7 protein-coding genes and 1 pseudogene are annotated in these 12,159 nt (G+C 71.2%); 4 read left to right on the forward strand and 4 right to left on the reverse strand.

Annotated features, from left to right (window positions below):
- Positions 1 to 73: 73 nt before the first annotated feature.
- Positions 74 to 3,202: pseudogene (locus ACTWPP_RS25100) on the forward strand (alpha-(1->3)-arabinofuranosyltransferase domain-containing protein); the annotation flags it as partial.
- 1,048 nt (positions 3,203 to 4,250) lie between these two features.
- On the opposite strand, the gene ACTWPP_RS25105 reads toward ACTWPP_RS25100, so the two are convergent.
- The gene (locus ACTWPP_RS25105; protein ID WP_443106796.1) at positions 4,251 to 5,492 is read right to left on the reverse strand and encodes an acyltransferase family protein; all 1,242 of its coding nucleotides are present in this window, start codon (positions 5,490 to 5,492) and stop codon (positions 4,251 to 4,253) included.
- Entirely contained in the window at positions 5,489 to 6,280 is a 792-nt protein-coding gene (locus tag ACTWPP_RS25110) for a class I SAM-dependent methyltransferase (protein ID WP_443106797.1), read from the reverse strand. The genes ACTWPP_RS25105 and ACTWPP_RS25110 overlap by 4 nt, the downstream gene beginning before the upstream one ends.
- Positions 6,281 to 6,525: 245 nt before the next feature.
- On the opposite strand from ACTWPP_RS25110, the gene ACTWPP_RS25115 reads away from it, so the two are divergent.
- Complete coding sequence (locus tag ACTWPP_RS25115; RefSeq protein WP_443106798.1) at positions 6,526 to 7,665, forward strand: DUF3068 domain-containing protein; 1,140 nt, start codon at positions 6,526 to 6,528, stop codon at positions 7,663 to 7,665.
- Between the two features lie 162 nt (positions 7,666 to 7,827).
- Positions 7,828 to 8,940 (forward strand): NAD(P)H-dependent flavin oxidoreductase, encoded by a 1,113-nt coding sequence (locus ACTWPP_RS25120; RefSeq protein ID WP_443106799.1) that lies wholly within the window; start codon positions 7,828 to 7,830, stop codon positions 8,938 to 8,940.
- A 91-nt stretch (positions 8,941 to 9,031) separates the two neighbouring features.
- Here the strand turns inward: ACTWPP_RS25120 and ACTWPP_RS25125 are convergent, their stop codons facing one another.
- Both ACTWPP_RS25125 and ACTWPP_RS25130 read right to left on the reverse strand, forming a co-directional pair.
- On the reverse strand, positions 9,032 to 9,451 hold the full coding sequence (locus tag ACTWPP_RS25125) for a hypothetical protein (RefSeq protein ID WP_443106800.1): 420 nt from the start codon (positions 9,449 to 9,451) through the stop codon (positions 9,032 to 9,034).
- Positions 9,452 to 9,540: 89 nt separating this feature from the next.
- Positions 9,541 to 10,353, reverse strand: a complete 813-nt coding sequence (locus ACTWPP_RS25130) for a crotonase/enoyl-CoA hydratase family protein (RefSeq protein WP_443106801.1) — start codon at positions 10,351 to 10,353, stop codon at positions 9,541 to 9,543.
- A gap of 171 nt (positions 10,354 to 10,524) precedes the next feature.
- On the opposite strand from ACTWPP_RS25130, the gene ACTWPP_RS25135 reads away from it, so the two are divergent.
- Entirely contained in the window at positions 10,525 to 12,084 is a 1,560-nt protein-coding gene (locus ACTWPP_RS25135) for an acyl-CoA synthetase (protein WP_443106802.1), read from the forward strand.
- The last annotated feature ends 75 nt before the right edge of the window (positions 12,085 to 12,159 follow it).

Here is a 12,159-nt window from a genome sequence, read left to right on the forward strand (position 1 = left end):
CGTGGGAGAGGCGAATCCGCCCCGCGCCGGCGTGCCCCGCCAGCCTGTCCCGGGCGGGGGACCGCCGGACGGCATGGACGCCGGTGAGCGGCTGCGGGAACGGCTGCGCGTCCTCGCGTGCTGCCTGACGCTCACCGCGCTGGCGTTCAGTACCCGTCCCGGCGCGATCCTCGCCGACACGAAGATCGACATGGCGGTGAACCCGCTCGGGTTCCTCGGCCGGGCGCTGCACCTGTGGGATCCCGAGCAGTTCGGCCAGCTCCAGAACCAGGCCGTCGGCTACCTGTTCCCGATGGGCCCGTTCTTCGCGCTCGGCGACGTGATCGGGATGCCCGCGTGGATCACCCAGCGGCTCTGGACGTCCCTGCTGCTGTGTCTGGCGTTCATCGGCATGTGGAAGCTGGCGAGACGGCTCGGCGTCGGCGGCTCCGGCACCTCCTCCTGCGCCCCGCGCCTGTTCGCCGCGATGGCGTACGCGCTCGCGCCGAACGCGCTGGCGACGCTCGGGCAGCTGTCCTCGGAGTACATGCCGGTCGCGATGCTGCCGTGGATCGTCCTGCCGCTGGTCACCGCGGCGTCCGGCGAGGGCGGACGGCTGCGGGCCGCCGCCGCGTCGGGGCTGGCGATCGCGTGCTGCGGCGGCATCAACGCGACCGCGACCGTCGCCGTCCTGCTCGTCCCGTTCCTGTACATCGTGACGAGGCCGCGCGGGTCGTTCCGGATGCGGCTGCTCGCGTGGTGGTCGGCGGCCGCGGCCGCGGCGACCGCGTGGTGGCTGGTCCCGCTGCTGCTGACCGGGACGTACGGGTTCTCGTGGCTGACCTACACCGAGAAGGCGGAGACGACGACCGGCCCCACCGGCCTGGTCAACGTGCTGCGCGGCGCGGAACGCTGGGTCAACTACCTGTTCGTGGACGGCCAGGTGTGGTGGCCGGTCGGGTACGAGCTCTCGGTCAGCCCGGTGCCGGTCATCTGCACCGGCGTCGTCGCGGCGCTCGGCCTCGCGGGGCTGCTCGGCCGGCTGCTGCCGGAGCGGACCTTCCTGCTGGTCACCCTCCTGACCGGGGTGACCATCCTGTCCATCGGGCATATCAGCGACATCCCGGGCCCCCTCGCCGGCCAGATGCGCGAGCTGCTGGACGGGCCGCTCGCACCGCTCCGCAACCTGCACAAGTTCGACGCGGCCGTCCGGCTGCCGCTCGCGCTCGGCCTGGCCCACGTGCTCGTCGTCGCGACCGGGAAGGTCCGGGACGGCAAGGCCCGGGACGGCCGGGTCCGCAGCCTCGGCGGCGGGACGGCGTTCGGCGGGACGCTGAAAGCCCTGGTCAGCCTGCCCGTCGCCGCCGCAGTCGCGCTCGGCGGTATCGGCGTCACCGCCGTCTCGAACGGGCTGAGCGGGCCGGGCGACTTCAAGCAGGTCCCCCAGTACTGGCGGGACGCGGCGTCGTGGATCAACGCGCGGGCCGGCCAGCAGGGCGTACTGGCCGTCCCCGGGGCGACGTTCGGGGAGTACCTGTGGGGCCGCCCGATGGACGACATCGTCCAGCCGCTGCTGACGGCGCGGTGGGGCGTCCGGCAGCTCGTCCCGGCCGGTTCGCCCGGCTACACGCGCGCGCTGGACGCGATCGACCTGCAGGTCCGGTCGGGGCGGGGGTCGCCTGGGCTGAGCGAGTTCCTCGGCCGGATGGGCATCCGGTACGTGCTGGTCCGCAACGACCTGCGCCGCGAGATGCTGCGCGGCGCATGGCCCGCCCGCGTCCATCAGGCGCTGGACGACTCGCCCGGCATGCGCAAGGCCGCCTCGTTCGGCGGCCCCGTGGGCGCGGAGGCCCAGGACGCGATGTCGGCCGTGGACCAGCGGTACCCCGCTCTGGAGGTCTACGAGGTCGAGGGCGCCGCGGCCGTCGCGAACCTCGCCGACGCCACCGACCCCGCCCGCGTGTACGGGGGACCGGAGTCGATGCTGGCCATGGCGGACGACGGCGCGCTGCCCGAGGCGCCCGTCCTGCTGGACGACGACGCCCCCGACCTCAAGGGCACCCCGGTCGTGACCGACTCGCCCCGGCTGGTCCGCCGCAACTTCGGCGAACTGCACCAGACGTCGCCGACGCTGTCCGCGGAGCATCGCCGCGAGGCCACCGACGTCCTGGACACGGGCTGGAAACGGTACGCCACCCACGTGACCTACGGCGGCGGTGTCCGCGACGTCACGGCCTCCAGTTCGGCGGCCGGTGACGAGACGATCCCGCAGGCCCGCAAGCCCGGCGCGACCCCGTACGCCGCGTTCGACGGCGACCGGTTCACCGCCTGGGAGACGGGCGGATGGGAGGGCCCGTCCGGGCAGTGGCTGCGCGTCGACTTCGACCGGCCGCGGGACGTGACGAACCTGACGGCCGCGTTCGTCCAGGACACCTCCCTCGGGCCGCCGGTCTCACGCGTCGCGGTCGAGACCGAGACCGGGACGCTGGAGCAGGACGTCCGGCCGGCGGCCACGGCGCAGCCGCTCCGCGCGCCGGACGGCCCGACCCGATGGCTGCGGCTGCGCATCACCGACCTCGCTTCGGAAACGCCCGTCCCGGCCTTCGCGCGGGCGGCGGTGTCGGAGGTGACGATCGGCGGGGTGAAACCGACCCGCACGTACACGATGCCGGCGCCGGCCGGGATCGACGGCCCGGCCACGTACGTGATGAGCCGGAGGCCCGGCGCGATGGCCGAATGCATGAAGGGCAGCCAGCGCTGGGTCTGCTCGCCGTCCCTGGCGTCGAAGGATGAAGAAGGCGCCGGTTTCGACCGGACGTTCACGTCCGCGGTGCCCGGCGAGGTCCCCGTCACCGGAACGGCCGTCCTCACCGACCAGCAGTTGATCGACCGGTACACGGCCGTCGACGGTCAGCCGGCCGTCACGGCGAGTTCCACGCTGTCCGACCATCCGGCCGCCCAGCCGAGGTCCGGCTTCGACGGCGACCCGGCCACGACCTGGATCGCGGCGGAGGAGGATGACGCGCCCACCTACAGCGTCCGGTGGAAGGGCCGCGAACGCGTGTCCACGATCACTCTGCGGCGTCCCCCCGCCGTGTCGGGCCCCATCCGCGTCCGGGTCGAAGGCGGCGGCGGCGAGACCCGTGAGGGACTGGCGGACGCGCGGGGCAGGCTGTCGTTCGCCCCGATGACCACCGACCGCCTGACGCTCACCTTCTTCAGGGAAACGCAGGTCCAGCCGGTTCAGCTGGCCGACCTCACCATCCCCGGCGTGGAACCGATCCCGGACGTGCGCACCTACCCGCTGCGACTGCCCTGCGGGTACGGGCCGAAGCTGCGGATCGGCGCGGCCGGCGTCCCGGCCGCCGCCATCCCCACCAAGGCCACCGGCACGCTCGGCGACCTGCTCGCCGGCCGCCCCCTGCGGTTCAGCGCCTGCGAGAAGGCCACGCTGAGGACCGGCCCGAACCGGCTGACCGGCGCGCCCCTCGACTCCTACCGCATCGACACCGTGACGGCCGGCGCCAAGCCGGGCACGGCCGCCGCGGCACGGCCGCCGCGGCAGGTCGAGATCATCAGCTGGGGGTCGAGTTCCCGCAGGCTGGCGGTGGACGCCGCGACGGCCTCGTTCCTCACCGTGAACGAGAACTTCAACAGCGGGTGGAGCGCCACCGTCGGCGGCACCGAGCTGCGGGCCGTCCGGCTGGACGGGTGGAAGCAGGGCTGGCTCGTCCCCGCGGGCACCCGCGGCACCGTCGAACTCTCCTACGGACCCGACCGGGCACAGCGGATCGCGGTCGTGGCCGGCCTCAACCTGCTCCTCGTCCTGCTGATCATCGCCGTCTGGCCCGGCGGGTCCGGGAACCGGCGCGAACCCCGGCAGGGGCCGCGCCGCGCGCTGGTGGCCGGGACGGGCTGGCCCGCGTGGGCGGCCGTCGGGCTCGCCGCCGCGCTCGGCGGCTGGATCGCCGGGGCGCCCGGGCTCGCCGTCACCGTCCTCGTCGCGGCCGGCTGCGGCTGGGCGCGCACCCGCCGCTCCGCCGCCCTGCGCGCCGTCGCCTCACCGTGGACGATCGCGATCACCATGCTCGCCGGGACCGGATGCCTCGCCGTGGGCGCCTGGTTCGACCTCATCGACAACTACGCCGCCCCGTCCGGCCCGCTGGGCGACATCGCACCCCAGCTGCTCGGGCTCGTGATCGTCGGGCGGGTCGCGGCGGAGCTGTGGCGGCCCCGGCCGGCCGGCGGCGGATCCGGCGGCCGGATCGCGCTCAGCTGGACGGCGCCGGGGCAGGGGCCCGGCGGGAACGGTCACGACGGCGGGTCAGCCGCTGAACCGGCCGTTCCACCAGGTAGTAGCTCAGGGTCCCCGCTGCGATGGACGCCGCCGCCATCAGCGGGAGGTCCGTCGCCACGTCCCCCCGGAACACCCGGTCCGTCCCCTCGTACCAGCCGACGATGATCAGCAGCTGCCACAGGAACAGGCCGTAGGAGATCCGGCCGAGGAACCGCATCACCGGGTTGGCGAGCACCGCGCCGAGCGCCGGATGCCCGGCGGGCGCCAGCGCCACCGGGGCGATCAGCGCCGCCGCGCACAGCCCGTCCACGATCAGGTGCAGGGTGGACGTCCAGAACCCGTCCGGCGTCTGGAGGGTGACGGGTCCCGTGGCGGGCGTGGCCGCCACCACGTACAGCATCGCGGCCGCCACCCAGCACGCCGCCCACGAGTCCGAGACGGCCCTGCACAGCGTCGCCACGGGACGGCGTTCGTCCAGCCGCGCCCACACCGTCACCACGGCGAGGGCCATCCCGATCGCGAACCAGACGAAGAAGCGCGGCAGCCACAGGCCCATCTGCGTGTGCCGCTCAGGGAAGAACATCACGGCCGTGAAGGGGAACGACAGTGACGCGTACACGGCGATGCCGATCAGGAGCCGCTTGGCCCGCACCCCCACGTCGTGGGTGCGTTTCCGCCGCGCGTACCAGCCGAGGATCGCCGCCGTGAAAGGCAGCGTGGCGTACCAGGCGACCTCGACCACCAGGCTCCACAGCTGCCCCAGATGCGCCGGCCCCAGCGCGCTCTCCCACCACACGTCGGGCAGGTACGTCTGCGTGAGCGTGAGCAGAGAGGCCCACGTGACGGGGTCGCCGATGTGGTCCCGCCCTGCCGTGAGCATGAAGCAGACGATCACGGCCCAGTAGGCGGGCATGATGCGGAACACCCGCTTGCGCAGGTACGTGCCGACGCGGGGAGCGGCCCGTCCGTCCAGCACCGCCGCCGCCCACGGACGGTAGAGGAGCAGCCCCGACAGGATGAAGAAGATGGGCACACCGACCTGGCCGCCGTTGAACAGCCACCGCGCGCCGGCCGGGTTGGTGATGGAACCCGCCGTGGCGGCCACGTGGTAGATGAGGACGCCCAGTGCCGCTACGGCACGCACCCCGTCGAGCGTGTACTGATGCCCGGAGATGGGCGGCGGCGCTGGTCTGGCCGCCTGCGAGGCGGGTCTCACGGCCCCTTCTTCCGGAGAATCAGGACGAGGTTCCAGGTGGCGATCTCGCGCAGGCCCGGAATCCGGACGATTCTCCCGGCCCAGCGCGGATGGTAGCGGGGAACGGCGTCCAGGACGTTCACGTCGTCGCGTCCCCGCGCCCATCGCAGGGCCGCCGACACCGACACCGGGTGCAGGCTGTGTCCGTACCGGTTCTTCGGCGGGCGGCCGTTCCGGCGCTCGTACCTCCGGGCGGCCCGGTCACCGCCGAAGTAGTGCCACGGCGAGGTCTCGTGCCCGCCCCACGGGGACAGCCAGTTCGTGAACGACAGGAAGACCGTCCCACCCGGCCGGGTCACGCGGACCATCTCGTCGGCCATCCGCCATGGAGAGGGGACGTGTTCCAGCACGTTCGACGAAAAGCACACGTCAACGGAGCCGGTACGGAAAGGCAGGGCGAGCGCGCTGGCGATGAATGTGTTCGGCCCGGAAACGTTGTTCGCGGTCAATTCGGTGAGGTCATGATCGATGCCCGTACAGCGAGCACCAGTGGCCGTCAGCGCGCGCGCAAAGAAACCGGAGCCCGTCCCGACGTCGATGACGGTCGCCCCAACAAGATCGGTGTACGAACCGAGTTGCGCGACGGTGTCGCGGGCCATCAGGTCGTAGAAGTACTCCGGGTTGCTCTGCTCATGCCGGAACGCACTCAGAAGCCGCACCGACCGGGCCAGCGTGGCGCGGTGTTCGGGGAGGACACCTCGCCCAGGCACGGGCGACTGCCAGTCCTGCCTGGGGGGTGCCGTGGTCATCGCCACCTCGCTGTCGGTTCGGGACGGTTCCAGGGGGCCGGGCTGAGCGGATCCTACCGGTGAGTACGGTATGGACGGGAGCGTTCGATGCCGAGGCGTAGGACACGGGGACACGGTCTTCGGCCTGCGGCAGTCGGCGCTTACTGTTATTGGACTGGCGGTTTCAGGGGTCCTGTAGGGTAACCCGGGCATGCCGGACACCGCCCCCCTTGGTCTGAGAACGACGGCATTCCCCGGAGGTATTCATGCGGCGACCGGTCGGACTGGCCTTGATCGGCCTGGGCGCTTTCTTTCTCACGTTCGCGCCCCTGGTCCGCTTCTACGTGGCCGACCAGGTCATCGTCGCGCCGCTGAACCGCTACCAGGTGACCCTCCTGGAATCGAAGAACTCCACCTACTTCGACCAGGCCGCGCTCAAGACCAAGACGGGCGTCACCCTCTTGGCCAAGAACACCGTCCGCGGCGACGTCCGCGCCAACGAGGGCGACGACGACATCGCCGTCTGGGACTCCACGACCAACATCTACGACGAGGCCGACCCGGAGAACCCCGTCCAGATCCAGGGCTTCCGGATCGCCTTCGACCGCCGGACGAGCGTCCTGACCAACTGCTGCGGCACGCACGTCGACGGCGACAACTCCGTCCGGATGTCGGGCTACGGGCTGCTGTTCCCCCTCGCGAACGTCCAGAAGCGCGACTACCCCTTCTACGACATGACGACCAAGCAGACGGCGCCGATGGAGTTCAACGCCGTCGAAGAGGTCCAGGGGCTCACGACCTACCGCTTCACCCAGACCATCCCGCTGACCAAGACCGCCGCGATGGACGTCAAGCTGCCCGCCAAGATGCTCGGCCTCCCCGAGGACGCCGCCGACCAGAAGGTCGACCGCTACACCGAGGCCTACAACACCGTCTGGGTCGACCCGCGCACCGGGATCCCGGTCAAGCACCGCAAGAACATCCGCAGCACCGTGCAGACCGCGGACGGCAAGGGCAAGATGATCGTGGCGCAGGCCGACCTCGTCACCGTCGAGAAGGACCAGAAGGCCGGGGTCGACCTGGCCAACAGCAAGGCCCTGCAGATGGACGCGGTGCGCAGCTACATCCCGGGCGCCGCCATCTTCCTCGGCCTGGTCCTGCTGGGCGTCGGCGGCTTCCTGGGGCTGGTCCGCGGCGCGGCCCCGCCGGCGCCCGTGGCCCCGCGCCGCTCCGACGGCAAGTTCGGCGACATGTCCCCGTCCGGGCCGCCGCACCCGCCGGCGCCTCCCGCCGCGCCTCCCGCCGCGCCTCCCGCCCCGCGTCCCGGCCCGCCGGAGGGCCGCCGCCCGGCACCCGGCAGCCAGCGCCAGCAGCGCAAGGCGTCCGGCCCCGCCCGCCGCCGCTGACGCCCTCTCCCATCCGCCCTGCCCCGGTCGCCGCGGGACGCGCCACCATGCCCACCGACCTTGTTGATACGTGTTCTACGCGGAGCCGCACGGCGGATCAGCGGCGATCTTCCTAACTAGAACCTGTTGCAGTTTCGGGTCGGCGCGCCTAGGGTCGAGGTTGTGCGGACACGAGTCACCGAACTATTCGGCATTGAATACCCGATCTTCGCGTTCAGTCACTGCCGCGACGTGGTCGCCGCGGTGAGCCGCGCAGGCGGCATGGGCGTCCTCGGCGCCCTCCATTTCACCCCCGAGGAGCTCGAACTCGAGCTCAAATGGATCGACGAGCACGTCGGCGGCAAGCCCTACGGCGTGGACGTGGTGATGCCCGCCAAGTACGAGGGCGGCAGCCTCGGCGACGCGGAGGAACTCCTGGGCAAGCTGCAGGGCATGATCCCCGCCGAGAACCGCAGGTTCCTCGAGGATCTGCTCGCCGAGCACGGCGTCGAACCGTCCACCGAGAGCGCCACCAAGGCCCTGCTCGGCTGGACGGACCAGACCGCCCGGCCACAGGTCGAGGTGGCGCTCCGGCACCCGATCGCGCTGCTCGCCAACGCGCTCGGCCCGCCCCCGGCCGACGTCGTGGTGGAGGCCCACGAGCACGGCGTCAAGGTCGCCGGGCTCGCCTCCAACGCCCGGCACGCCCGCAAGCAGGTCGACGTGGGCGTCGACATCATCGTCGCCCAGGGCACCGAGGCGGGCGGCCACACCGGCGACGTCGCCACGATGGTGCTGATCCCCGAGGTCGTGGACGCGGTCGGCGACGAGACGATCGTCCTCGCCGCGGGCGGCATCGGACGGGGCCGGCAGATGGCCGCGGGCATGGCCCTCGGCGCCGACGGCGTCTGGACCGGCTCGATCTGGCTGACCGTCGACGAGGCGGACACCCCCGAACGGGCCCTGCCGAAGCTGCTGGAAGCGACGTCCAGGGACACCGTCCGGTCCCGTGCCTGGACGGGCAAGCCGGCCCGCTTCCTCAAGTCCGCGTGGACCGAGGCGTGGGAGAGCGAGAAGTCCCCCGGCTACCTCCCGATGCCCATGCAGTTCATGCTGATCGCGGACGCCCTGCCCCGCATCTCCCGCTCCGGCGACGGGGAGCTGGTCACGTTCCCCGTCGGCCAGATCGTCGGCTCGATGAACCAGGTCAAGCCCGCCGCCCAGGTCGTCTACGACCTGATCGAGGAGTACGTCGAGGCCATCGAACGCCTCAACGCCATCACCGAAGCGGACTGACCCACCGAAACGCCGCCGCCGCGCCCAATCCCCCTGGGCGCGGCGGCGCGCGTCTGCGCGCAGCCCGAGCTCGGTGCGCCCGCCGCATCGTTCAGAAGCGCGTCATCCATGACAGGGCGCGGGCCAGGACGTAGTAGACCACGCCGGCGAGGGCCCAGTTGATGTAGAGCTGCTGCTCCGGGTCGGTCCGGGTGAAGACGTCGTGGAACGGTGTGGCCAGCCAGCGGCCCGCGTCCAGCGTGGCGTCCACCAGGACGTTCCCCGGGTTGGCGTTTCCCCAGGTCAGAATGATGCCCAGGGCCAGGATCGCGGCGGCGGCCCAGCCGGCGGCCATGATCGTCGCGCTGACCGGGTTCTGCCTGCTGCGCAGCCACCGCCGCGGCTTCCGCTTGACCACGACGGTCTTCGCCGTGCCGTCCGCCGGCGGCGTCTGTGTTCTGCCGGGCCAGAACCGCCGCCGGGGTGCCTCCTTCGTGGTCTCGTGCCGCCTGCGTCCAAGGTGCGAGGCCATGGCCTGCTCAGTCCCTCCGTGACTCGGTTGCGTCCAGCCGTGCCACGGAGGGAGACCGGGAAACCCGGACCGGGGTTTCGGACGGACCGTTACTTGCCCTTGTAGACGGCGGGGCGCTTCTCCTTGAAGGCGAGGGAGCCTTCCTTGGCGTCCTCGGAGCCGATGACGGGCCAGCCGATCTCGTCGGAGATCTTGAGGGCGTCCTCCTCGGACAGGTGCTCGGTCTCGCGGTACGTGCGCAGGATGCCCTGGACGGCGAGCGGGCCGCATTCGGCGATCTGGCCGGCCAGTTCGCGGGCGGCGGCGAGGGCCGTGCCGTCCGGGACGACCTTGTTGACCAGACCCATGTCGAGGGCTTCCCGCGGGGTCACCGAGCGGGCGGTGAGCAGGATGTCCATCGCGTTGGCGTAGCCGATCTGGCGGGGGAGCCGGATCGCGGAGCCGCCCATGGGGAACAGGCCGCGCTTCGCCTCGTACAGGCCGAGGGTGGCGCCTTCGGCGACGACGCGCAGGTCGGTGCCGACGAGGAGTTCGGTTCCGCCGGCGACGGCGTAGCCCTCGATGGCGCAGATGAGCGGCTTGGTGGGCCTGCCCTCGCGCAGCAGGCCCTTCCAGTGGAAGTTGGGGATCTGGGCCATGCGCTCCTGGACGCGGGGGTCGGACGGCTGCTGCCCCATGGCCTTCAGGTCGGCGCCGGCGCAGAACGTGCCCTCGGCCCCGGTGAGGATGCCGACGCGGATCTCCGGGGTGTCGGACATGTAGGCCCAGGCGTCCGCGAGGCCCACCAGCATGGACGAGCTGAGCGCGTTGCGCGCCTCGGGACGGTTCATCGTGACGATGACGACGTGGCCGTCGCGCTCGACGATGCAGTGCTCGGTGCTGATCGGCAGCCGTTCCGCCATGGTTCCTCCAGCTTAGATGTAAAACGAGAACAGATTCTAGTTAAGCCGTCGCCCTACCGGTAGGGCTTGATCTGCAAAACGAGAACGTGATCTACTTTGGACGCCGGGGCGTCGCCATGTGACGGCGCTCACCGTGCTGACGGCGCTCATCGTGCTACGTAGGGAGATCCGATGGGGTCATTGGGCTTTTGGCGGCTGGCGCAGGCCGATCCCGAGTGGGTCGCGGCCGTCGATCCGGACGGGACGAAGTACTCTGCGGGCGATCTGCTGGCCCGCTCCAACAGACTCGTCCACGGATTGCGCGCACTCGGCCTCAAGAACGGCGACGGCATCTGCGGGCTCGTCCCGAACGGCGTCGACGGGCTGGTGCTGTACCTGGCGGCGTTGCAGGCCGGCTGGTACTACACGCCGATCAACTGGCATCTGGCGGGGCCGGAGATCGCATACATCGTCTCCGACAGCGAGGCCAAGGCGTTCTTCGTCCACGAGCGCTACGCCGCCGAGGGGTTGCCGGCCGGCGAGGAGATCGAGGCTCACCGGCGGTTCGCGTTCGGGAACGTCGAGGGGTTCCGCCCGTACGGCGAGCTCGTCGAGGGACACCCCGACACGCTTCCGGACGACCGGAGCAACGGCGCGACGATGCACTACACGTCCGGGACGACCGGGCGGCCGAAGGGCGTCAAGCGGGCGCTGATGGGCATCGATCCCGACGACAGCGCCGAACTGATGACGTTCCTGCTGAGCCTGTTCGGCATCACGCCGGGACGTCCGGCCGGCGGCGAGCAGCAGGCCCATCTGATCACCTCGCCGAACTATCACACGGCCGTCACCCAGTTCGGCGGCACCGCCCTGCACATGGGGCACACCCTCGTCTACACGGACCGGTGGGACGCCGAAGACACCCTGAGAATGATCCAGGAACACGGCGTCAGCAACACCCACATGGTGCCGACGCACTTCAAGCGGCTCCTCGGTCTCCCGGAGGACGTCCGTTCCCGGTACGACGTGTCGAGCATGAAGTGGGCGATCCACGCGGCCGCGCCGTGCCCGGTGCCGATCAAACAGCAGATGCTCGACTGGTGGGGCGACTGCATCTGGGAGTACTACGCGGCGACCGAGGGCGGCGGCACGATCGCCAGCCCCGCCGACTGGCGCGCCCATCCCGGAACGGTCGGGAACGCCTGGCCGATCAGCGAGCTCCTGATCGTGGACGATGACGGCGAACCGGTTCCGGCCGGGACGCACGGCACGATCTACATGAAGATGGCCGGCGTCGAGTTCGAGTACAAGGGCGACAAGGAGAAGACGGAGAAGAACCGCCTCAAGGACTTCTTCACCGTCGGGGACATCGGCTACCTCACCGATGACGGGTTCCTGTTCCTGTCCGACCGCAAGTCCGACATGATCATCTCGGGTGGGGCGAACATCTACCCCGCCGAGATCGAGAACGAGATCACCATGCATCCCAAGGTCGCGGACGTGGCCGTGTTCGGCATCCCGGACGAGGAATGGGGCGAGCAGATCAAGGCCGTCGTGGAGCCCGCCGAGGGCGTCGAGCCCGGTGACGAGCTGACGGCGGAGATCCTCGCGTCGCTGGAGGGCCGGCTCGCCAAGATGAAGTGGCCGAAGTCCATCGACTACATCGAGACGATGCCGCGCGAACCGAACGGCAAGCTCCTCAAGCGCAAGCTCAGGGACCCGTACTGGAAGGACCGCGGCAGTGCCATCTAACACCGGGCCATCTAACACCGGGCCGTCGGACACGGGTCCATCGGACACGGGCCCGTCTGACACGGGCCCGTCTGA

Source organism: Actinomadura sp. 3N407 (assembly GCF_052245875.1).
In the GTDB taxonomy this organism is placed as follows: Bacteria; Actinomycetota; Actinomycetes; order Streptosporangiales; family Streptosporangiaceae; genus Spirillospora.

Coding starts and splice junctions, on each gene's coding strand:
- ACTWPP_RS25115 (WP_443106798.1), top strand. CDS start 6,526: ATGCGGCGACCGGTCGGACTGGCCTTGATCGGCCTGGGCGCTTTCTTT.
- ACTWPP_RS25130 (WP_443106801.1), bottom strand. CDS start 10,353: ATGGCGGAACGGCTGCCGATCAGCACCGAGCACTGCATCGTCGAGCGC.
- ACTWPP_RS25125 (WP_443106800.1), bottom strand. CDS start 9,451: ATGGCCTCGCACCTTGGACGCAGGCGGCACGAGACCACGAAGGAGGCA.
- ACTWPP_RS25135 (WP_443106802.1), top strand. CDS start 10,525: ATGGGGTCATTGGGCTTTTGGCGGCTGGCGCAGGCCGATCCCGAGTGG.
- ACTWPP_RS25110 (WP_443106797.1), bottom strand. CDS start 6,280: ATGACCACGGCACCCCCCAGGCAGGACTGGCAGTCGCCCGTGCCTGGG.